We start from the raw sequence: 24,102 nt of genomic DNA, 5'->3' as shown, positions 1-24,102 counted from the left end.
GAATCGGTATTCCTCCACTTTTTATGGTATGTTACTTCTCTATTTGTCTACGGCTTTACACTAAGTAAATGTAAGCTAATGTACTCAAACTAATCACTACCCAAAGTAGTACTCCTTGAATCAGAGGTTTAACTCCAACATTTTTCAATACATCGACAGAAAGAGAAGCACCGATAAAGAACATCGTAATAGTCAGCGTTTTGCGTGCAATTCCATTGATAGCTGCTCCTAAAGCCGGCACTCCGTCAAGCAAATAGGTATTTACTACCATTGCCAAAATAAAGAAGAAAATAAACCAGGGAATACTAATTTTCTGTCCTTTACTCTTAAATATAAAAGAAGTGGCAAAGGCTATTGGAATAATCCAAAGCGCACGAGTCAGCTTGATAGTAGTAGCCACCTTCAAAGCTTCTTCACCATAGGCAGCACCGGCTCCTACAACAGAACTCGTATCATGAATTGCGATAGCCGCCCATGTACCGAATTCATGCTGACTCATATTTAATGCGTGACCGATCATCGGGAAAATAAACAATGCAATAGCATTCAATACGAAAATTGTACCTAATGCAACAGACATTTCGCTGTCCTTAGCTTTCAACACCGGTCCTACTGCCGCAATAGCACTACCACCACAGATAGCAGTACCCGAACTGATGAGATAAGAAGTATTCCGATCAATCTTAAAAAGTTTGCGTCCGATGAACCAGCCAATCAATAAAGTACCCATCACCGAAATAATGGTAAACTCCATGCCTTCTTTACCGGAAGCCAAAGCTGAATGAAGATTCATTCCAAATCCCAAGCCGACAACTGAATATTGCAATAAATATTTAGAAGTCTTTTTATTAAATTTCGGATGAGCCTGTCCACAGGTCAATGCAAAAATTAGTCCCAAAAATAAAGCCACCGGAGGGGTCACCCATGCAGACCATGCTTGTAACCCCGGAATATAATCTAAAAACAAGAAAAAAGTTAAAGTAGAAAGTATTGCAACGTAAATCGTTTTGTTGTTGGTTTGCAACGTTTTTGTAGCTGTTGAAATCATATATTTATCTTTTTATTATTTGCGGGCGCAAAGGTACGGCAAACAACCAAGACAGACTAATCGTTTCTAATTATGAGCTATAACTTTTAGTTATAAGAAAAAGAGAATCGCTTTTCAAATTCTATACCGTCACGATATCTTTTCCAAAAGGAGACAATGCCAAAGCTGCCAATTTGAAGTGTTGTAAACCAAAGGGGATACCAATAATAGTGATACACAAAATTGCTCCAAAAACTAAATGTGACAAACAAATCCAAATACCTCCCAAAAATATCCATAAAATATTCATTAATATATAAAGGCAGCCACCAGAACGCTGTCCGCTCCTCACTTCTTTTCCAAAAGGCCATAAAGCAAGCCCAGCCAACTTTAATGTCTGCATGCCAAAAGGGATACCAATAATGGTAATCATCATCAGCAAACTTGAAATAAGATATTCCACTGCGGTAAAAATTCCACCTAACAATAGCCACAATAAATTCATCAAACAGCCCATATTTATGTCTTTTATATATTAATTTCTTCTTTGTTGTTTTATCCATGTACCTTGGAAGTACCGATTTATCACCTTCGCAAGTACTTGCTTATAAATAATAAAATTCAATTGTACATTAAAAGATTAGCCAAGCTACTCTGGATAGAAATACTTAACCCATGTTGTATACGTATCTTGTGCCGACAGGCAAGTATCAAGCAAATAGCCACGAGTAGTTGCAAATTCTCTGAGGCCACGATAATAAAACTGCTTATGCCGTTCGTCTATAATAAATGGAACTATATTATGGCGCAAACACTCACGAAATAGAATCAGACGTCCCACACTGCCATTACCATCTTGAAATGGATGTATCTTTTCAAAATGATAATGATACTCAATAATATCTTCAAAAGTAACATCAAAGGTTGAGTTATATCTATCATTTAAGCGAGTTATTTCAGTATCAACCTGTTGTGGCATTACTGTTTGAGTTCCTCCAACTTCATTTGGCAACCTTTTCCAGTCTCCCACGTTGAACCATGCTTTTGTAGCATCAGCAGTTCCTGTCTTCAATATTCGATGCAGTTCCTTTATCAACTTGCCGGATAAAGGTTCATCTATTGTATCTAGTAGATAATCAAAAGCAATAAAGTGATTGGAAGTTTCAATAATGTCATCAACAGACACAGCTTCTTCATCTTTAAAACCTATCGTCCGGGTTTCAAAGATATAGCGGGTTTGCTCTTCAGTAAGCCGACTACCTTCTATTCGATTGGAGTTGTAAGTCAAACTCACCTGTGTCTTATGGTATAAGCCACCTTTTCGCTTCGCTTTCTTTTCCTCTAAGAGGTATGTAACAATTTTATCCATGATTTTCTACTTTCAATTGTACAGAGACAAAGATACAGAAGAAATATGAGGATTCAACATAGCTACTCTATTAACTTTATAATAAAGAATACTAATATCATTAGTTCATTGCATATAAAGACCTAAGGTACTTCACAATCGTGGGCAAAATAATCGTAGGAAACACCTGTTAAGAATGCCCTTTCTCGTTAATAAAATCTATATTATTGATCCAAAAGAATGTAGTAATCATTTTTTTTAACCCTTTATTATGTAAGCACAAATAGATTAAGAATATTGCCACTATTATATCCACAACATTCCAGATATCACGTCCTAACGGTACTTTCATAATAGGCTGAAACAAACCAGCCAAAGCAGCACAAATCACACAAAAGAACTTTTGTTTATTCTTCCCATATTCATAAGCCATAAAAGTTAACACAATAGTTAATCCATATCGAACCAATACATAATATCCATAAGGCATTGGAGCTAAACATACCAACAAAGCCACAGCTAATACTATTCTAATCCATTTCTGCTTCATTCTTAATATGAGTAATTTGACAGATTTAACACTTTAATATTTTTAGCAAAATTCAAATTAGCACCAGATTCGTCATGTCCACCCGTTGTAATGCCAATCGCTTCACCATAAGCATTAATCAAAACACCTCCACTACTTCCATGATCTATAGGACAACTAATCTGAATATAATTATCATCCCTAATTTGAGATATCTCTCCAGATGAAAAAGTATTTTCCAATCCGCGAGGACTACCTATCGTATAAACTTTTTCACCTACGTTATTCTTTCGATGGGATACTGGTATGTGAACAAAATGCCCTTTTATACGAAATAATATATAATCTTCTGATTCACTTTTTGCTATCACTTCAGATATTTTACATTGTCTGCCATCTGATAGTTTAATAACTTCAGATCCAACAGCAGTTCCCTTAAACACATGGTAATTACTAACAGCTACACCATTCTCACTAATAAAAAAACCAGATCCTTGAAAGACTCCCAATCCATCAGTTGTATAAATCATAAAAACAGCCGAATTGTATTTTTTGAAGATTTCCGTAGGCTCTAATATATGAGATTGAATAGATTTGGAAATAGCTTGCTTGCTTTTTATTTTTTTCTGTTCTAAACTTGGAATAATAACAGTAGAGGACGAACGATGAAACTCTCCTTTATTCCTTTTTGCTTTAGTGCAAGAAGTATACCCAAATAACAATACAATTAATAAAGCATCGACAAATAATTTCATTTTAGTCTCAATTTATATTTCTACTTTATGATTCCTGGCTTTGGCAATATATGTATTAAAAAACGCTGGTTCTTTTCATTGCCAGGAATATCAGGCTCCATACGTAGATCTCCAGAAGCGCCACTTCCAGAGACAATCACCTCACATTGTTTGGGATCAAAAGTTATCAAACTATCTTTCCAAAATTTTTTTAAAGCTAATGCTCTATTATAGCTCAATTCATCGTTGAATAAATAATTATCCTTAGAAGCTTGCCCTTCAATAATCAGCAAATATTGAACACCAGCATACTTTTCATATGTCTTTAGAATAAAACTCTGAATCGTTTTACCCGCATTTTTTAGTTGTACAAGAACTGAATCGTTAATATTAGATATATCTGCACTACCCGTTTGAAAGCTTACATCTATCTTAAGAATATGTTTCTTATGCTTCTCGTTATATTCAAAATAAGTAGAGTCAATATTACTAACCGCATTTTGTATTTCCCGTATTTTATTTAGTTCTGTTTCTGTAGCTTCTGATTGTCTTTTTAGCATTACAATTGTCAATACAAATAAAGTCAACATTATAAAAAACAGACTCGTCATTAAGTCAGCATAGCTTGCCCAAAAGAAAGACTTCTTACTCATACTCTTAGTAATAGATTGAAGACGTAGGACACAATCATTATCAGAAATGCTATTATTCCTATCCCCGCAAATCCAAACAATAAATACTTAGCATACTGAGGAATTTTTATGGACACATTACTGCTAATATTTGGTAATTCGTTGTCTACATGTATTGTTATATTTTCAATTGCGTTAGCTAATAAAGCCAATTGTTCTTTCTGTTCATGAGCGATAACAATTAACTCTTCTTTAAAAGAATTAAGGTCGCTATTCTTACTTAGGAAATCTTTCAATCCATCCAACAAGCTTACTGTTTCTTGCATTCTATGTTTAAATTCCTCTCTTTGTTCAATAAGAGCATTATTAAACAACTCTTGTTGAGTAGCCAATGTTACTTTCATCTTTTCCGGAAAATCCTCTTGCAAACGATTGAGAATACTATTAAAAGAATCTTGTTGCGTTATCAATGCGACATTCAATTTCTGCATACCTGTTTCTGAATTCATCATTAAATTCTCTAAAGCCTTTTGCAAATAATCGTCAACTTGTCCTACTGTTTGGCTAATAGCAGCTTTACGTTGACTAATTGCAGATACTTCCTCTTTAAAAAATGTACTCATTTCTTCAATTAATTTAGTACGGTTCTCGTTTGCATCTAACTTATGATTCAAAGCATTAACATTGGAAATATAATTATTAACACTTTGCAAATACTCATAAAACTGTTGTAATTGAGGCATACAACCATTCAATTCCTGTAACACTCTAACATTAGCAGTTGCCATATTCTTCATATCTAGTTTTTGAAGTTCCTCTATGAGAGCAATCTGATCTCTGTAACATCCCCCGATCTTCTCAAAAGCTTGGTCTAACTTATTCACATTATCTGCAAAAGTCCGATTAAACTTCATCAAATTTTGTTGGAGCATTACAATACTGTTTGCAGTTCCTCCAATATTGGGCAATAAATCCGTTTGGATCCACGTATAAAATTTATTCTTACCCTCCTCTACTTTCAATGTTGCACTTTTAGCAATCCACGATCCACAAGTAGTAAACAATATACCTATAAAACTAGCAATCATAGCAATAGCAACACCCCCCATTAATATACCTATGGATTCACTTGGTTTATTAATAAATTCACTAAATCCATTTCCATTTTTCAAAGCAATGCCACCAATACCTGTTATAATACCGAGCATTGTTCCCATTAACCCCAAATAGAGTGGCATTGGCAATTGGGAATCTATTTCTTCCCGTTTCATATCACAATTACGTTCAACAATGTCTTTTATTAATAAAAAATCGGCAACAGCCCCTTCATTCTTAGAAAGATACTGATTGATAGGTGCAACAATATTATCAGACAAAAATAAAGAGGGATCATGGACAACAATCGTATGAGATTCCTCATCTCTATCAAACGCCACTCTTTTAAAAATATTAACATATTTGTTAAGAGAATGCCAAGTACGGATAAATATTCCGATTTGTATTGTAACAACGATAATAATAAGAGTTAGTATTATTGGATCCATAATAGTTATGATATTAATTCAATATTAGCTTTTTCAATCACTTTATAAATATTTCCTTGTTCCAGTTGGACAATACCAGGATTAATAGTTTTAATATCAATAGCAGATTGCTGACTTCCTTTGATAATATTACACAATGGATCTAAGCATACTGTTTTATTCTTTATCGCTTTCTGTACATTAGTACTATCCACAATAAAGCAAACTCCATGTCTATTCTCTCCTTTTTTTATAATATAAATGGTCTCTGAGTTAGGAGAATTAAACAATCTCATTTTTTGTTTACCAAGGTATTCCGCATAGCCTATGATATCACTTAAGTCAGCTTCTTCAAGGGTACTTTGAATATTCTCAGATTTCAAATTTTCTTTTGTTTTTTCATCTTTCACATCAGATATAGTTGAATCAATTTCAGAACCTATACTTTCCTTAACTCTTCTGTGCATATAATCAACTCTACTCGAACAATCTTGAACATTCTGTTCAAGCCGCTTTACACATCGCTTCATTACATAAGCTTCATTTTCGTATTCTCTATTTCTAATACTCAATCGTGAATAAAGATAATACAACACACCTACTACCACACATAAAATAATAAGAAGAACACCTAATATAATATGTAAAGTTCTTAATGTAATGCCCCAAATTATCTTAGTTTTCATAATCTTATTATCTATTTCATCTTTCGAGAGATACGAATTAATCACCAAATCCTGTACTTGTTCTTTTGTAACATTAACAACCAAGGAAGTATCTAAATTATTCTCCTTTACACTACCAATTTGTATAGCATCTTTTATCTGATGAGTTTGCGTCCATATAATTGGTACACAAAACGTCAAATACATTATTATCATTATCAACTTTTTCATAGACTCTCTTATTTATAAAGTTCCTGTGCCATTTGATTCAAGATTCCAACCAATGGATAAAAGAATAATGTTTCTTCTATTTTAGGTTCAGTTCCAGTTTGGTGCAATTCTTCCTTTTTTTGCGTAATTCCATCTTTTAAATGCTTTTTAATGTCTTTCTCACAACATTGCTTGACAAGATTCCATTTGGAAGGTTCTGCACTAAACTTGTTTACATATGAGAACTCATTATTTAATTGAATAAAAACGTCTATAAAATGTATTACTTCATTTAATACATCGGTTTGCATCTTCTCTCCTACAGCGTCATATTTTATATCCCCTGTAATGAACGTACCCATACCATCGCCTAATAAAGTTTGTTTCAGATTATCAATATCACTATAAGGTTGTGGCTCCGGATTCAAGATTCCTCCCTTGCATGTAGCTTCTTTAGGATTCTCAAAGTTTCGAATAATTGTTACTCCATCAATATCATAATCAACTCCATAAACTTTTTCAAAAATCAACTTCGTGAAATTTTCCAAAGTCTCATTACTTGGTGTTAGAATCTGTAACATTTTAGAACCGTTTCCACTAAATGTAATATGTCTTGGCATTGGTAATTTCTTTATCTTCATAATTGAAGCTATATGATACATAATAGCCGCATAGAACAAAATAAATAAATATCTGCAATTATCGTCTTGTGACAATAATTCATTAAAATCAATCTTCAATCCAGACTCTAATATCTTTTTGTTTCTTGCTAACGAAAAGAAGAAAGAGAATATATCAGCAGAAACCTTCTGAGTATCTAATTTCCCTAGCACATCAATCAATTCATTAAAAGCATTTGCAGTAAACTTCTCTTTTATCTCTTTAATATAGTACCGTAAAAAAGTATTACTATCAGCATCTAAACCATAACCATCTCCAAAAATTGAATTAGCAGCAAATCTGAAAGAAGTAAGCAAATCAGCTCTTCCTTCTCTAACAATCAATACATCTGTTGTTCCACCACCTATATCAATAGAAACCACATCCGTTGTCGCCCCTTTCTTATTTTTATAAAAAGAATAAGGAGCTAAAGATTCTGAGACAGGGACAACATTAAACACATTTTGCCCAAAATAAACCTTATATAATTCGTTCCATATTTTAGCATATTTATTGTATCGACCTTCGGTCATACTTGCCGGGTAAAACCATACAATCTTAGTTTTCTCCAATTCACCATTGTTCAACAATACTTTATTTCTTAATAATAAAAACAAAGTTTCCAAATAATGATATACCTTCTGTTGACTATCAATAGTATTACCCCATTTTAGCTCCGTCGTCCATTTATCAAAATCAGGTAACATTTCTTTTTCATAAGTAAATGGAATATTAGTATTCGCCATCGCAAATACAGGTTTCTTCCAGTCCGTGTTTTTCCCTTCTGATAAAACAGTTCGAATTGGAAAGTGATACTGAGAAGATTGGTTGATCTCTGCTGGAATATAATCATTATTGAATATTGTATTTGCAAGTAAATATTCATTAAGCTTATAAAGCTGCCTATCTTTATATGATATATCAAAAGGTTCAGAGACCTTTGACCCTACAATAGCATATTCTATATGGGTGTTACTTGTCCCAAAATCAATGGCAAAAATAAATTCACTACTTCCAGAAGAAATTTTCCATTGAGGAACAATTATTCCACTGATACCTTCTTTTATATTCATCTGAACATAATCAAAATTCTTTTCTAAAATATAGGTTACATTAGAAGCAAGATTCTCTACATCAACATTTCTTTCAGATTTACCTGCAATATCAACTCTTTTACATCCCTGATAAAAATCAAGACTTGAATTAAAAAAAGAACTATTACCTGATATTATAACTCTATATTTAGCTTTCTGATCATTTACGAACTTTATAGCAGGAAATAACCCTATACAATAAGCTTCAGATACAAAAATTCCACCTTTATTTTCTTCCTCTTCTGGTTGGCTATTAAAATAAATACGTTCATAGGTTATGTATTCCCCCTTTTGTATTGGAATTCTTAAAGTTGCCTTTATACCTCCTGCATTGGATGAAAGTTCAAACATTTTCTTCCCATCAGGCATCTCACTTTTCAATTCTTCTATCGTAAAATAAGAAAAAAATTCTTTTCTTATAGGCAATAAATAACATTCGTTATCTTTCTGGTAACCAGCATTATAAAAGTTATCATCATTTAAAGTATAGCCAGTAAAAATTATATTATCTTCTAAAAAATCACCAATGGTTAAGTAAGGGTATTTCGTTCCAACCTCTGGCAATATCCTTTCCTGAAGCAAGCGATCGTCAGTAATAGGTGCTTTTAGACTCTTATCCCAATAAGATGTTACATAACGCATATTGGGCTTAGTATATGTGTTAATCGGTAAGACTAACGGTTTTATTTCTCCTTTATAAACAGAGGATTTAATAGTGAAATCACTCTTGAAATTATTTGCGCTAACCGGATTCTGTTTTTTCAAAGGGAATCCTAACACTTCTACTAAGTTTGCAACATTTCCTACTGACAGTTCACTGAATAAAGATTCATAATCACCGACCTGCAATTTATCAATTTCATCCTTTGTATTACCATCCAGACATTGATAAGTAAGTTCCAAATAAGCATTTACTTCTGGAAATAACACCGCAAATTCTGGCATCTCATTTTTCAAAGCAAACCAATAACGTATGTAATCAATATCTCTTTTATATAATGGTTGATAATCATCATCAAATGGACGGTCATTACCAAAACAAATATTTTTAGATACATAAGACAAATTATTGGCAGGAGTGAAAAATAGTGTTATCGGAGAAGTTCCTCCAATAATATTCATTTGAGCAGGTCTATTCGGACCTATGTAGTCTAGTAAATAAATACGCTGTAAGTTTTTAAAATTAAAAGCTTGCGCATCTTGTTCCATATATAGCTTCAACGTCTCACCCAATAAACGATGCTGAGAATCATTAGAATCTAATAAAACTTTCAAATCGTTTTGTCTATCCCAAGCTATAATGCGTAGCTTATCCGATAGCTTATCAATATTGAAAAATATCTCACCGACATCGAAGCAATCAGAGACTAACTTATGAAATATGGTATCACCCTCTACTTGATGATTATCCGTTACATTCTTAAACGCCACTTTCACTAAATCCATTCGCGCAAATGGAGACGGTATAGATGTAATTTCTTTCTTACTTGTCGCACCATTTGGATCTTTAATCTGATTTATTGCTGAAGTTCCATAGGGAGCATTAGCATCGTCCCATCCTTCTAAGGTATTAGCACCTGTATGTAATCTAAACACTTTTCCCATGATTAAGCTAATTTTTTTTCATTTACTAATTTTTCTGTCGCCTGATAAAATAACTCAATAAAGCGAGCTTCCACATTCAAGTTATTGGATATTTTAGGTTCAATACCAGACAGTCGATAATCAAACAACGCATAATTACTTTTAAGTGTCATTACCTTACTAGGTACTATTCCCTTCACAAGTCCAAATACATCTTTTTTCATTTCCGCCAATTCAAATGGTGCGAATCCCCGCTGATTGTAGGCTAATTCTTGCAACCATTGTAAATAGGCTTTTTTGATCACTGATAAGTGGGCATAAAAACTACTTTTAAAAAAATTTTCATCAAACGAACGCTTACCTTTCGCCCAAGCTTGATCTTTGGATGAAGGAAGCTGTTCATCCATATATTTACAGAAAAGTATAAATTGCGTCATCGGTTTTTGCAATAATCTTCTGGTACTATCATAGAAATTAAGGAAACTAAGTACATCACTTCCTTCATTAATACCAAATTCTTTATAGAAAGGATTTACAGCTTTACCAGAAGCCGAATCGAGTAATGATATATCAATCTCACAAAAATCAACTACAGCTAAAGCACCAAGCAGCTCTACCAAATGCGCATCATTCTGCTGCGTTGTACCACCTTCACTATAAGCATAACTTTTATTTATATCATCTGCTATATAATAGAAAGCATTCAATGAATTATTTCCACTAATATTTTTTTCATAGTACTCTAATGCAGCTTTTGCTTTGGAAATAAATGTAGAACCATCAATAATATGTCTTCCGTCAGCATCCGATTCTACATTAAAATAAGGTAATACAGTAATAGCACCAATAGGAGCATTTCGAATCAAATCTGCATTTGGTAACTTAGAATCAATACCTCTTAGATTTTTCAACAATAAGGGAAAACCACTAGCACCTGTTCCTCCAAAAATAGAACTGATAATAAAAATACGATCCCCCTGCTGAAAATTGGCTGCGAAATCAACAAAATCTTGCGACCTAGTAAATTGATTGAGTACAACACTACCAATATTAGGGTTTCCTTTAAAACCTACATCCATCATAGTTCCCCAATTAATATCAGAGAAAAGGATACGTGCCAATGCTTGATTTTCCACACTCAATGTTCCAAAATTCATATATTGTGCAAAAGTACCATTAGACACATTGGCTAAATTCATTTTAAAACCTGAAATAGGTTCACCGATCCGCGTTTTAAAGAATTTATCTTCCACGTCTTTTGTAAACAGTATGTGCTCATTTATTATTTGATAACTTCGCAATACAGTTACAGTTCGCGTTAAGTCTGCCGCCGCATTATCAGGATCAATAAATATAGGAACTATTTCATCTGTATGCATATCAATCCCGGCACTCATCAACATAACAAGTGATTTTATAACTCGTGCACCTGTACCTCCTATGCCAAATACGTATGTTTTCATTTTAGTGTTAATTTTAGTGTATTAAAAAGGAGAATATTTAGCTGCCGTACTCCACCATTTAAATATAAGTGACAATATCAAGAAAAAGATAAATGCAATAATCATATTAGAGATGCCGAATCCCCAACAATCAGATTCATTGATTAACTGGCTAACGACTTGTCCTTGTTCATCTCTTACATACATTAAATCATCGGATATCCTCCCCGAATCATAATCCATATATGTGAAATAATATCCAAGCAACAGACACATTATGCTATTGAACACAGCCATGATAGCCCAACTCCACCACTTGCAAAAGCGTGGATGATCAATAAAATAATAATATGTGACCATTACGATAGTAGATATAAGTAGCGTATATAATCCTATTGTATTATAACATAGCTCTTTTGTAAAGCCGTGTGTATTCATATCCCATCCCCAAAGATGCTCCGAAAGATTGCGGCAATAAAAAAAGTCAAACCAGCCATACATATTTCCTAATAATGTTTCTAAAAAAGCTCTCATAATATTATTTATTTAATCGTTACTATAAATTGCGCATAATCATCTGAAGACTTAGTATCTACGAAAGCCTTATAGACTCCTTCTACCAAATACTTCAACCCGAATGTTTTATTTTCTGCTTTATCAATAATCAAATCCTGTCCTATAAAATCGGTTTTCTCATTTACCCAATCTGGAAGTTTATTTTTTAGAGAAACTGTTATTTGGCAAGGTGAAATAATTTCTGTAGTTAAACTCACTTGATGAGAGAAGTTATCTGAACTCATTTTTATCACTTCAACAGAATAGTCTTTATTATTTACCTGATAATTCTCTGAATTATACAAGTAATTATCATCTAAAGGAAAAAAGTTTAAATCCACTCCTATAGAAAACCTAAACTTTCCAGCGTTCTTTCCTTTATTCTCTTTTTTCACTTTACATATTGTTTTAGACATACCCGCCGCACGAGAGTGCTCATACTCGAAACTCCCCCAACAACCAGTTTTTACAACCGCATACTCCACTTGTTGTTCTAAAGAAGTCAGTACATACAAATTTTCGACTTTAGCTCCTTTATCATTAAAATCACTCCAAGGTATTTTATCCATTATAGACTTTATTTGTCGTGTAGAACCTATTAACCAAAAATAAAAAGGACGTTCACCCTTATAATAGCTCCATTGATCTATTTTATTAAAGAATTTACCATCAAAATGAGATTGTAGTTGACATATAGCAACTGTTAAATCTTTATATTTATTCAGTTCTCTCCGAAAAACGCTTGTCATATCAGTACATTGCTGCAATAGATAGCCATTTATATCATCAGGATGTGTTGCGTATTTTTTCCCGGGAGAAACAACACAATCGGAAATAAAAAGAACAACTTCATCCTTTTTACGTCTACTTAATAAAGAATCTAATACTGTAGCTATATCAGATGTTCCCAAATCTCCTCCATTTGCTTTAAATGTAGTAGGCGTTGTACTATGGATATAAGTTTTTATATCATTACCCATAGAAATGACTTTGCTATTTATGTAAAATAAATGAATGGAAGAAGTAATCTTGTCGCGTAATTCTGTCAAATAATAATAGATTGTTTGTTTAAATCCTGTATTCCCATTTACATATCCGTCCATGCTACCAGTATTCTCCAGATATACAGTCAATACAACAGGAGAATCTACTTCAGTAACAGGCTTAGGTATTACAGGAGGATCTACTTTACCCATTCTTTCTTTACAAGACGAAAAAGCCGAAATACAAATAATGACCATCAATACACTACTCAATAGTATCTTATTCATAAAGACATTTTATATCCGCAGATTCCCGAACCGGACGGTTCATTAATTAGATAAGTAAATACTATAAAAGAAAAAGCGCGGGAATCTGTACCTGTTACTCGTCCCGCTGTTTGAGGCCTTCGAACTGCCCGTAGTAGTCTGAACGAGCAACGCAGAAGCCCACGCCGATATGTATAACAATCCAAGTATACTTTTATTTCAAAGTATACTTGGGGGTATAAACATATCCCGTAGACATCTACTGTTGCTTTGTTTTGACTACTGCTTAAAGTGTTCGAAGTTTCAAACAGCCAAAGACAAAGCGTTAAGTAAACGCCTTTCTTTATATAATACATCTCCCACACCACCCTAACCTCACGAATTGAGGTATCGGCGTGAGAGACAATGCAAAACTATAAAAATAAAATTAAATATCCTACTTCATGCCATTCTTTTTCATTAATGATACACCTTTTCGGCAAAAGCAATCCAAACTCATTAAAACATTACCTCCTATTACTTATCCCCCAATCTATTAACAAATAAATTATTCTTTATTAGAAGTAAACTTGCTTTTATCAAGAAGATAAGTTACCTTTGTTTAATAGTAAACTATAAATGCAAATTCCAATTATACAAATGAAAGTTGCAACTTTATAAATGCAACTTGCATTTATAAAAACAAAAGCATCATTTATAGTTTATAATTAACCAATAAGAACTTTAGTATTAGAAGAAAGGAACTTTACCTCTAATACCAAAGAACTTATCTATTAATACTTTAGAACCAAGACATTATGGCACGATACATTATGGAAGAGATGCCCGACATTCAGAAAACGGGCAAAAGAATTACTTATCCCAAGTTTGCACGGATAGACAATGCAAGCATAAAAGAGTTGGCGCAACGAGTAGGAGACGTCAGCGGCTTCAGTGCCGGAGACATAGAAGGCGTATTGCTCCAAACCGCCATAGAAATGGCGCATCTGATGGCGGAAGGACGCTCTGTGAAAATAGACGGAATAGGGACTTTTACCCCCTCACTCGCCCTATGCAGGGACAAAGAACGAGAAGAGGCGGAAGAAGGCGCCAAACACCGAAACGCACAAAGCATCTGCGTAGGAGGAGTGAATTTTCGGGTAGACAGAACGATGATCAGAAACATTAATGAAAGATGCCGGCTGGAAAGAGCTCCATGGAAACCACAACGCTCCTCTAAAAAGTTCACACCGGAGCAACGGCTGACATTAGCCCTGAAATTTCTCGACGAACACGCTTTCCTGACTGTACGGAATTACCAGAGACTAACCGGACTGCTTCAGACAGCTGCTACTAAAGAACTGAAACAATGGGCTGATCTTCCGGAATCCGGTATTGATATTACAGGAAGAGGTTCGCACAGAGTCTATGTAAAGAAGAAAGTTGCCACTGAATAAAAAATAATATATGATGAGAGATACCCTGAAAATAGATGAGAGATAACTAAAAACAAATGAGAGATAACAGTTTTCAGGCGTATTTTCACTATAAAATGATGAGAGATAGGTTCTCGGAGAAGTATCTCTCATTCGATAAGAATCTTATTATCTGATATTTAAGAAAAAACAATGAGAGTAATGAGAGATAAAATCTTTTTTTCTTTTTCTGTAGAAGGTTAGATTCGAATGAAAAAGCAGCGGTTATGATCGAATTGGAAAATAAACGCACAAAAATGGAATAATCATCTTAAAAGAACTATCTTTGATTTTTGATTGTTTGAAGAGCTAGGATCTGAAAACAAAAAGCAGCAAACTTTATAGTTATGGAAACAGTGAAAAAGATACCATATGGCATGTCCAACTTTGAGGACGTAATCATGCAAAACTGCTATTACGTGGACAAAACAATGTATATCCCCTTATTGGAAGATCAAGCCAACTACCTGATATTCATTCGTCCTCGACGTTTCGGCAAGAGTCTACTGCTTAGTATGGTTCGGTCATACTATGACCTTTCACAAAAAGATAAGTTCCAGCAACTCTTCGGCAATCTCTGGATCGGTCAGCATGCAACTCCGCTTCAAGGCAAATACCAAATACTTTATCTTGACTTTTCCAAAATCGGTGGCAATATTGATGAACTGCCACAAAGATTTGATTCTTACAGCGCTGTGCAGCTAGACGGTTTTCTCAACAGATATCGTGAATATTACACAGACGAATTCATAGAACGTTTCAGTGCTGCGGATAAAGGAATTGATAAACTTCACATCCTTGATGACGAAGCCAGGAGATTAGGTTATCCCCTATATCTTATTATAGATGAATACGATAACTTCACCAATGTCGTCCTCAATGAAAAAGGCAACGAAATATATCGTGCCATCACCCACGCAAGCGGCTTCTACCGTGATGCCTTCAAAAACTATAAAGGGATGTTCGACCGTATCTTTATGATCGGTGTCAGTCCCGTAACGCTAGACGACTTGTCGAGCGGTTATAATATCGGTTGGAACATCAGTACCAGTCCGGTATTTAACCAGATGCTAGGATTTTCTGAAAAAGATGTGCGCACTATGTTCCAATATTACAAGGAAACAGGGCAACTGCATGGAGATATTGAAGAAATGATTCTGGAAATGAAGCCGTGGTATGACAATTATTGTTTTGCACGTCAAAGCCTGAGTTCTGATCCCAAAATGTTCAACTGCGATATGGTACTTTACTACCTTCGGAATCGGATTCAGTTGGGAGCATCTCCCGAACAGATGATTGACCCTAATACCCGAACGGATTATAACAAGATGAAAAAACTCATCCAACTGGATCGTCTTGACGGCAATCGCAAAGGCGTTATCAAACGCATTGCCGAAGAAGGAAAAATCATCACTAACCTATTCCAGTCTTTTTCCGCAGACCAGATTACGAATCCGGAAATATTTCCCAGCCTGCTTTTTTACTATGGCATGCTGACTATCATCGGAACACGTGGAAATCTGACTATCTTAGGAATCCCTAATACAAATGTCCGAAAACAATATTATGAATATATCTTGGAAGAATATCAGAGCCACCACTATATCAATCTGATAGATATAGAGATACTCTTCAATAACATGGCATTTGACGGTGAATGGCGACCTGCATTGGAATTTATAGCCAAAGCTTATAAAGAGAATTCTTCCGTGCGTAGCAGCATTGAAGGAGAACGCAATATTCAAGGATTCTTCACTGCCTATCTTAGCGTCAATGCATATTACTTGACGACACCTGAGGTAGAGTTGAGCCATGGCTTTTGCGACATGTTTCTCATGCCTGACCTGCAACGCTATGCAGAAATTGCACACAGCTATATAGTAGAACTAAAATATCTGCCTAAAGAAAAGTTTGATGCCCAGTCTGCCGAACAATGGGAAGAAGCGGTGGCTCAAATTCATGGTTATGCCGCAAGTCCGAAAGTCCGTCTATTATGCCAAGGCACGCAACTTCACTGCATCGTAATACAGTTCTGCGGTTGGGAGATGGTTCGTATGGAAGAAGTCTGACCTACAAGTTCTTGCTATGATGCCCCGCAAAGCGCATAAAAACCTGAGATAATCCTCCCTCCTGCCCTTGTAGCTGCACAAAATTAAATTCGCGCAACATTGGCATCCCTTTTATCTCAACTACCCGTAAAGTGCCGGCCACAAGTTCTTTATGCACCGACCGGATAGAAACAATTCCCATACAATCAGTATGTTCCAAAAAGAGCTTGATACTCTCCGTACCACCAAGATACATCAGAACATTCAAAGAAGACAGCTTCAGATTGTGTTGCGACAGGGCTCGTTCAAATACATCCAACGTCCCCGAACCTCTTTCACGCAAAACCAAAGGGATATTCGGCAATTCTGCAGGTGTTACCTCCTCCTGAATATTTAGTTTACTGTTCACATGCACTACCGCAACAAGTTCATCTTGCAAAAACAAAGTATATTTCAGATTAGGTAAACGAAAAATACCTTCCACCAATCCCAATTCAATCCGGTGTTCTTGCAAAGCGACCTCCACTCCCCGAGAGTTTCCATTAAGGACGGAAAGATTGACTTGTGGAAACTTCGCAATAAAATGAGCCAATAAAGGGGGCAGAACATATTGAGCAATCGTCGTGCTAGCTCCCAGTTTCAACTCTCCAATATACTCGTTATGCAACAAATGCATTTCATATTCAAGCCGCTTGTAATCATCTAAAATCTTTTCGCTATGCTTCAGCAGTAATTCACCGGCAACAGTCAATGAGATTTTACTCCCCTGACGTTCGAACAAACGAGCCTGATAATAAGTCTCCAATTCCTGAATATGCTTAGTGATAGCAGGCTGGCTGACAAACAATTCTTGCGAAGCCTTTGTAAAACTCAGATTCTTCGCTACGCTCTGAAATACTTTTAAACGAAAATCGGACACCTTTTTATTTGAGTTATTTGAGGATTAAAATTCAAAATCAAGAATTAAACACAAGGACTATAGTTCTTCAGCTCTGATTCCCAATGCCTGCATAACAGGAAATGCCAACATATCCCACTTATACTCTACCTGCACTTCAGGCTCATTCATACGAAACTGGATAATCTCCTTGCCTTTCACTTCATGCAACGCATCGGATACTTTCTTTCCATATTCTTCATTGAAAGAAACGACAATCATCCTTTTCACATCAGCCGAATCAGCAACGATAGACAATAAATCCAAAAACAAATCTTCGCGTGAAACCATCCCTTCCGAAGGAACACTTGCAAATGAATATTCACCATAAGGACTCTGAAAAGCGACTCCATTCAAATCCTTCACCAAATCGGAAGGATGGCAATGTACAAGCTGATCGGACTCCTTATCGTAAACAAAAAGAAATTGTACTTCATTTTTCCCTTCCGTGATTCCGGCATCCAGAGTCAGATAAGTGGTCAACATAGAAAGGTCGATATCCTGTAAAGAACGTCGCAAAGTCTCTTCAAAGTAACCTTTCATATCTGTAATTACAAAATTCAAGAAAGCAGCATCAATCAACACTACTGTTTCAGACAGTTTTATTTGAGGTTTATCATTCATACCTTATTTATAATATGATTACAGCGGATAAAGATACTACAATACTTTTATTTATTCACTTCATTTCGCGGCAAATTCGTCAGTATCATTCAGATGAAAAACGTCATTTTGTCTTCTAACTCTCTTATTATCATGCTATTTTGTCATATTTTTCTACTTGGCAAATCTTTTGAGCCCTTTCAAGTGTTATTAAAATCATGAAAAAAGAAAGGAGAACAACCATATGAACTTTAACAATTTTACCATCAAATCTCAAGAAGCGGTACAGGAGGCCGTAAATCTCGTACAAAGTCGGGGACAACAGGCGATTGAACCTGCTCATATCCTACATGGAGTAATGAAGGTAGGCGAAAATGTGACTAACTTCATCTTCCAAAAATTAGGAATGAACGGGCAACAGGTAGCCCTAGTCGTTGACAAACAGATCGATTCTTTGCCTAAAGTATCCGGAGGAGAACCTTACCTAAGTAGAGAATCTAATGAAGTATTGCAGAAGGCAACCCAGTATTCTAAAGAAATGGGAGATGAATTTGTTTCATTGGAACATATTCTGCTGGCTTTGCTAACTGTGAAAAGTACCGTATCCACCATCTTGAAAGATGCCGGAATGACGGAAAAAGAATTGCGTAACGCTATCAATGAACTCAGAAAAGGAGAAAAAGTTACTTCTCAATCCAGTGAAGACAACTATCAGTCATTGGAGAAATACGCTATCAATCTGAACGAAGCCGCCCGCAGCGGCAAGCTGGATCCTGTAATCGGACGTGACGAGGAAATCCGACGGGTACTGCAAATATTAAGCCGTAGAACTAAGAACAATCCGATTCTGATTGGTGAACCGGGTACAGGTAAGACAGCTATCGTAGAAGGATTGGCACATCGTATCCTCCGGGGAGACGTACCCGAAAACCTGAAAAACAAACAGGTCTACTCTCTCGATATGGGAGCATTGGTTGCAGGAGCAAAATATAAAGGAGAATTCGAAGAACGACTAAAATCAGTTGTCAATGAGGTTAAGAAATCAGAAGGTGATATAATCTTGTTTATTGATGAGATTCATACACTGGTAGGCGCTGGCAAAGGCGAAGGAGCAATGGATGCTGCAAATATTCTGAAACCGGCATTGGCACGTGGAGAACTACGTTCGATCGGTGCAACTACTCTCGATGAATATCAGAAGTATTTCGAAAAAGACAAAGCATTGGAACGTCGTTTCCAGATTGTACAGGTAGATGAACCGGATACTCTGAGTACCATTTCCATCCTTCGTGGATTGAAAGAACGCTACGAGAACCATCATCATGTACGTATCAAAGACGATGCCATCATAGCAGCTGTAGAACTGAGCAGCCGTTACATCACTGACCGTTTCTTGCCGGACAAAGCAATCGACCTGATGGATGAAGCAGCAGCCAAACTACGTATGGAAGTAGATTCTGTTCCGGAAGAGTTGGATGAAATCTCACGTAAGATCAAACAGTTAGAAATCGAACGTGAAGCCATTAAGCGTGAAAATGATAAGCCGAAACTGGAAATTATCGGCAAAGAACTGGCCGAACTAAAAGAAGTTGAGAAGTCTTTCAAAGCTAAATGGCAAAGTGAAAAAACGCTGATGGATAAAATCCAGCAAAACAAAGTGGAAATCGAGAATCTGAAGTTCGAAGCAGAGAAAGCAGAACGTGAAGGAGACTATGGAAAAGTCGCCGAAATCCGTTACGGAAAGCTTCAGGCTCTGGACAAAGAGATAGAAGATACGCAGGAGAAACTTCGTGGTATGCAAGGCGATAAAGCCATGATCAAAGAAGAAGTGGATGCTGAAGACATCGCTGACGTTGTTTCACGCTGGACGGGCATCCCTGTCAGCAAGATGATGCAAAGTGAGAAAGATAAATTATTGCATCTGGAAGACGAACTCCATCAACGAGTGATTGGACAGGACGAAGCAATTGAAGCGGTTGCAGATGCCGTACGTCGTAGCCGTGCCGGATTACAGGATCCCAAACGCCCGATCGGTTCTTTTATTTTCCTTGGAACGACCGGTGTCGGTAAAACTGAACTGGCAAAGGCATTGGCGGAATTCCTCTTTGACGATGAATCGATGATGACGCGTATAGATATGAGCGAGTATCAAGAAAAGCATAGTGTTTCTCGTTTGGTCGGAGCACCTCCGGGATACGTTGGATACGATGAAGGTGGCCAGCTGACAGAAGCCATTCGCCGGAAACCTTACTCAGTTGTTTTGTTTGACGAAATAGAAAAAGCGCATCCGGATGTTTTCAATATCCTGTTGCAAGTACTGGATGACGGACGACTCACTGACAACAAAGGAAGAGTAGTCAACTTCAAAAACACCATCATCATCATGACTTCAAATATGGGAAGTTCTTATATACAAAGTCAGATGGAGAAACTGAGCGGTTCGAATAAGGAAGAACTTATCGAAGAAACGAAGAAGGAAGTGATGAATATGCTAAAGAAAACCATTCGTCCGGAATTCCTAAATCGTATTGATGAAACAATCATGTTCCTGCCGCTGACGGAAACTGAAATCAGGCAAATTGTACTCTTACAAATCAAAGGTGTACAAAAGATGCTTGCAGAAAACGGAGTTGAACTGGAAATGACAGATGCTGCTTTGAGTTTCTTATCCCAAGTAGGATATGATCCTGAATTTGGAGCCCGTCCAGTAAAAAGAGCTATCCAGCGTTATTTACTGAACGATCTGTCGAAAAAGTTATTGTCTCAGGAAGTCGACAGAAGCAAAGCAATCATTGTTGACTCAAACGGAGACGGATTAGTGTTCAGAAACTAAATTATAGTTAGTTGTTATAAGGATAGCCGGTATGTTCTCAAGTGAGCATATCGGCTTTTTATATTCCTGAATATATAATTCTTCTTACTTCCGGCTGACAATTAGGATGACTCATGACTAAGACATAAGTACCTTTTCTGGATATCTCCAAAGTGAGTGAAGGCAAGGCAAATCTATGTTTCTCTTTCAACTCCCCCTGCGAATCATATAAAAATACCATTGTACCTACCAACATTCTTGTTAAGCACAATGTTCCTTTTTCATTATCAAGATAAACGTTTACCTCTTTATTTGTTATTACATCCATATTTTTGCGTATATTAGCAGTTACAAAGATAGAGAAAAACTATGTTTATTTACTATATAAACAATAAAATATTCATGCAAACATAAGATTGTTTAAAGAACACTAAAGGGGATTCTTTGTTTACTCATACTTATATAAACACAAGAAAGCGTGACAATTTGAATCATTATCACGCTTTCCTTATTACATTTATGCATTTAAGCCATCAATGTTTCATGACTTATTTTTCATCAGTTGCAACCTCTTCTTCAGCTTCTGGTTCTGATTTAAATTCTGTAATTCCGTTCGAAATTAAGATGTTATACCAAGAAATCAGTTTCTTAATATCCGCAACGTATACTCGTTCACGATCAAAGTTAGGCAATACCTCTCCTAAATACTCACGCAACTGCTCCGGAGTAGCTTTTTTAGGGTCAATAGAGGCAACTGCAGTATTTTCTTTTTTCTTCATTGCTTCCAGCACATCATACAAAGGCACTTCAGCATCATCTGTATACATTGCTATATCTGCCAAAGAGATAATTTTCTCATTACCATAAGCGGGGAAACGTTTTTTATCTGCACTGATTGATTCAACAATCAACATATTTTTTCCTTGCGAAATTAGTTTGTACAATCCCGGTTTACCGGAGATAGACAGGATAGTCTTCAACATAGTATATATTCTTTTATTTATTAATTATTTTTTTGCGGAGCAAAGGTAATGATTATTTTTAGATAGCAAAGAAATAAACTTCAAAACCTGCGGAATTAAAGGGGTTTCATCGTCATTCACAATTACAAAATCAGCATGATTCCGCTTTATCTCATCGGACATTTGCGCTTCGATACGTTTCATTATCAATTCCCTTGAAGAATGGTCACGCCTCATTGCCCGTTCCACTCTCACTTCCAACGGTGCATATACCATCACCACAAAGTCTACTTCCTGCTTAAAGCCAGCTTCCAAAAGGATGGCAGATTCCATGCCGACCATAGCTATATCACCTTTCTCTACCACCCAGCGCCTGAAGTCTTCTTTTACCTGCGGATGAATGACAGCATTCACTTCTTTTGTATGTTCGGGGCTTCCGAATATATAAGATGCTAATAAAGGACGATTCAATTCTCCATTCTGGAAAACATCCTGCCCGACTAAGGCACAAAGTTCCCGACGTATCACGTCATTTGTATGAGTGATACGCTTCGCCTCAATATCCGAAATATAAACGGGGATTCCCATAATCTCCAGCAATCTGGAAACTACACTTTTTCCACTACCGATACCACCGGTAATACCTATTTTAATAGCCATCGGAAGAAACTTGTTCTATCAGAAAATCAACTTGTTCAGGTACAATACGGATCTGATTGATTCCTCGGGGAGCCGACTTTAACTTCACCGTATATTTATCCGATCCTAATTTTAGCAATTCCTCATAAGAAACATTAATCACAAAATCACTGGCTTTAATGCTCCGAAAACGCTTTAAGCCCACTTGAAAAGTTATTTGAACCTTTGATGGAAAAGCACGGAGTACTTTATCTGCCGGGAAGTTAATCCCACGCAACGGCACCTCCACGGTTTTCTCAGTATAAATATCTACTGGGAAAGTCAGTTCAACCGAGGCGGGAACAAACTTCACTCCTTTTTTATTATCCAAGGCAACCCGCTGACGAATCGTATCCGATATATTTTCAAGATTTACCTCTTGAGTATAAGCTGTTGTTATAGTATCCAAAATTCCGGCCGGAGCATATACCAATACGGAATCCGGGCTGCAAATAGTATCGGAAACATAATATTGAAGCCCTGCAGTCACTTTTCCCTGAAAATGAACGGGTACTAATTTGGATTTACCTGTCGAATAGATATAATCTAATGTATCAGGTTTTATTGAAAGTATCTTAGAAGAAGCATTCAATTGAATAAGTATCTTCTTTTCAAATTCAGAGGCAAAGATTTTCACATGATTATTTTGCCCTTTATAGTCAGGAAAACTCAGATTTACCGGAAAGAAACTCTTTCCCAACATATAGTTAAGAAGTACCGTTCCTTTATCTTTTACCCGGACACGAAGTTCGGAAGGAGGTTCCGAAGTGAGCACAATATTATTAGGGACATCCTTCATTCTCACCGGAATAGAGAATTCCGCTTCATAATCATTATTAAGAGTCTGAATCAGCCAGAACCCACCTGCTATCAGGAAAAAAAATAAAAAAATTAAGAACTCCCTGCTTTTATCACTAAGCAGGAAATCCTTAATTCTCTTGGATAGTCTTAAATATGTATATCTTAATTTCCTACGATCGAGCATAGGGTATTTGTTTACTAAAGATTATTTAGACTGATTGCCGGCGGCCGAAGCATCAGCAAAAATAGAATTCTTATCTATTTTAATCTTCACGTTAGAAGCGATTTCAAGTACTATATAATCATCAGTAATCTCTTTGATTGTACCATGGATACCACCTGCAGTAATTACCGACTGATTTACCTGAAGAGATTTACGGAAATTAGCAATTTCTTTCTGCTTCTTATTTTGAGGGCGAATCATAAAGAAATACATGATAACAAACATAGCTATCAGCATGATCCACATCATACTTCCACCTCCCGCTGCGGGAGCTTGCAATAATACAGTCAATAAGTTCATAAATAATCAAGTTTTAGTTTCTACTATATGG

General features: G+C 36.0%; 22 protein-coding genes. 3 read left to right on the top strand and 19 right to left on the bottom strand.

The features are described 5' to 3' along the window. Positions 1-55: 55 nt before the first annotated feature. The 12 genes from DW640_RS16700 to DW640_RS16645 form a co-directional block, all read right to left on the bottom strand. Positions 56-1,048, bottom strand: coding sequence for a YeiH family protein (locus DW640_RS16700; protein WP_061473100.1), 993 nt, complete (start codon positions 1,046-1,048; stop codon positions 56-58). A 121-nt stretch (positions 1,049-1,169) separates the two neighbouring features. Continuing rightward, a complete protein-coding gene (locus tag DW640_RS16695) occupies positions 1,170-1,544 on the bottom strand; it encodes a YccF domain-containing protein (protein WP_061473099.1) in 375 nt (124 codons plus the stop codon). Positions 1,545-1,676: 132 nt separating this feature from the next. Further along, entirely contained in the window at positions 1,677-2,396 is a 720-nt protein-coding gene (locus tag DW640_RS16690; protein WP_061473098.1) for a Fic family protein, read from the bottom strand. 169 nt (positions 2,397-2,565) lie between these two features. After that, positions 2,566-2,925 carry a DUF6804 family protein gene (locus DW640_RS16685; RefSeq protein ID WP_199610400.1) on the bottom strand — a complete coding sequence of 120 codons (360 nt, stop codon included), beginning with the start codon at positions 2,923-2,925 and terminating at the stop codon, positions 2,566-2,568. Between the two features lie 2 nt (positions 2,926-2,927). Next, a complete protein-coding gene (locus DW640_RS16680; protein ID WP_061473096.1) occupies positions 2,928-3,659 on the bottom strand; it encodes a S1C family serine protease in 732 nt (243 codons plus the stop codon). Between the two features lie 20 nt (positions 3,660-3,679). Continuing rightward, positions 3,680-4,291 (bottom strand): OmpA family protein, encoded by a 612-nt coding sequence (locus tag DW640_RS16675; protein WP_061473095.1) that lies wholly within the window; start codon positions 4,289-4,291, stop codon positions 3,680-3,682. Beyond that, positions 4,288-5,814 (bottom strand): hypothetical protein, encoded by a 1,527-nt coding sequence (locus DW640_RS16670; protein WP_117578732.1) that lies wholly within the window; start codon positions 5,812-5,814, stop codon positions 4,288-4,290. The genes DW640_RS16675 and DW640_RS16670 overlap by 4 nt, the downstream gene beginning before the upstream one ends. A gap of 5 nt (positions 5,815-5,819) precedes the next feature. Then, on the bottom strand, positions 5,820-6,689 hold the full coding sequence (locus DW640_RS16665; RefSeq protein ID WP_118201988.1) for a hypothetical protein: 870 nt from the start codon (positions 6,687-6,689) through the stop codon (positions 5,820-5,822). Positions 6,690-6,697: 8 nt separating this feature from the next. Then, positions 6,698-10,027, bottom strand: coding sequence for a hypothetical protein (locus tag DW640_RS16660; protein ID WP_117578731.1), 3,330 nt, complete (start codon positions 10,025-10,027; stop codon positions 6,698-6,700). Positions 10,028-10,029: 2 nt separating this feature from the next. Continuing rightward, entirely contained in the window at positions 10,030-11,469 is a 1,440-nt protein-coding gene (locus tag DW640_RS16655) for a hypothetical protein (RefSeq protein ID WP_061473091.1), read from the bottom strand. Between the two features lie 21 nt (positions 11,470-11,490). Continuing rightward, positions 11,491-11,982, bottom strand: coding sequence for a hypothetical protein (locus tag DW640_RS16650; protein ID WP_147326392.1), 492 nt, complete (start codon positions 11,980-11,982; stop codon positions 11,491-11,493). Between the two features lie 8 nt (positions 11,983-11,990). Continuing rightward, positions 11,991-13,274: a hypothetical protein gene (locus tag DW640_RS16645; RefSeq protein WP_147326391.1), complete on the bottom strand. Its 1,284-nt coding sequence runs from the start codon at positions 13,272-13,274 to the stop codon at positions 11,991-11,993. A 776-nt stretch (positions 13,275-14,050) separates the two neighbouring features. Between DW640_RS16645 and DW640_RS16640 the strand changes: the two genes are divergently transcribed. Further along, positions 14,051-14,689, top strand: coding sequence for an HU family DNA-binding protein (locus tag DW640_RS16640; protein WP_061473088.1), 639 nt, complete (start codon positions 14,051-14,053; stop codon positions 14,687-14,689). Positions 14,690-15,054: 365 nt separating this feature from the next. Beyond that, positions 15,055-16,776: an ATP-binding protein gene (locus DW640_RS16635; RefSeq protein WP_054960242.1), complete on the top strand. Its 1,722-nt coding sequence runs from the start codon at positions 15,055-15,057 to the stop codon at positions 16,774-16,776. Between the two features lies 1 nt (position 16,777). Here DW640_RS16635 and DW640_RS16630 read toward each other — a convergent pair whose 3' ends face one another. Together DW640_RS16630 and DW640_RS16625 are read right to left on the bottom strand one after the other, a co-directional pair. Further along, positions 16,778-17,674 carry a LysR family transcriptional regulator gene (locus DW640_RS16630; protein WP_061473087.1) on the bottom strand — a complete coding sequence of 299 codons (897 nt, stop codon included), beginning with the start codon at positions 17,672-17,674 and terminating at the stop codon, positions 16,778-16,780. Between the two features lie 57 nt (positions 17,675-17,731). Beyond that, complete coding sequence (locus tag DW640_RS16625; RefSeq protein ID WP_117578729.1) at positions 17,732-18,316, bottom strand: DUF6621 family protein; 585 nt, start codon at positions 18,314-18,316, stop codon at positions 17,732-17,734. A gap of 223 nt (positions 18,317-18,539) precedes the next feature. Between DW640_RS16625 and clpB the strand changes: the two genes are divergently transcribed. Next, a complete protein-coding gene (gene clpB / locus DW640_RS16620; protein WP_117578728.1) occupies positions 18,540-21,128 on the top strand; it encodes an ATP-dependent chaperone ClpB in 2,589 nt (862 codons plus the stop codon). Positions 21,129-21,186: 58 nt separating this feature from the next. On the opposite strand, the gene DW640_RS16615 is transcribed toward clpB, so the two are convergent. The 5 genes from DW640_RS16615 to yajC all read right to left on the bottom strand — a co-directional run bounded on the left by DW640_RS16615 (position 21,187) and on the right by yajC (position 24,071). Continuing rightward, on the bottom strand, positions 21,187-21,435 hold the full coding sequence (locus tag DW640_RS16615; RefSeq protein WP_117578727.1) for a hypothetical protein: 249 nt from the start codon (positions 21,433-21,435) through the stop codon (positions 21,187-21,189). Between the two features lie 220 nt (positions 21,436-21,655). Further along, positions 21,656-22,090: a DUF5606 domain-containing protein gene (locus DW640_RS16610; protein ID WP_117578726.1), complete on the bottom strand. Its 435-nt coding sequence runs from the start codon at positions 22,088-22,090 to the stop codon at positions 21,656-21,658. A 24-nt stretch (positions 22,091-22,114) separates the two neighbouring features. Next, on the bottom strand, positions 22,115-22,729 hold the full coding sequence (coaE, locus tag DW640_RS16605) for a dephospho-CoA kinase (RefSeq protein ID WP_117578725.1): 615 nt from the start codon (positions 22,727-22,729) through the stop codon (positions 22,115-22,117). Beyond that, positions 22,719-23,732, bottom strand: coding sequence for a CdaR family protein (locus DW640_RS16600; RefSeq protein WP_117578724.1), 1,014 nt, complete (start codon positions 23,730-23,732; stop codon positions 22,719-22,721). Before DW640_RS16600 ends, coaE begins: the two co-directional genes overlap by 11 nt. Positions 23,733-23,753: 21 nt before the next feature. Then, complete coding sequence (yajC, locus tag DW640_RS16595) at positions 23,754-24,071, bottom strand: preprotein translocase subunit YajC (RefSeq protein ID WP_008764747.1); 318 nt, start codon at positions 24,069-24,071, stop codon at positions 23,754-23,756. Positions 24,072-24,102: the final 31 nt, after the last annotated feature.

Origin of the sequence: Bacteroides sp. AM23-12, from assembly GCF_003434395.1 — a bacterium.
Taxonomy (GTDB): Bacteria; Bacteroidota; Bacteroidia; order Bacteroidales; family Bacteroidaceae; genus Bacteroides; species Bacteroides thetaiotaomicron.
Note: the sequence above shows the minus strand (reverse complement) of the source record. Positions and strands in the feature narration are given on the sequence as shown.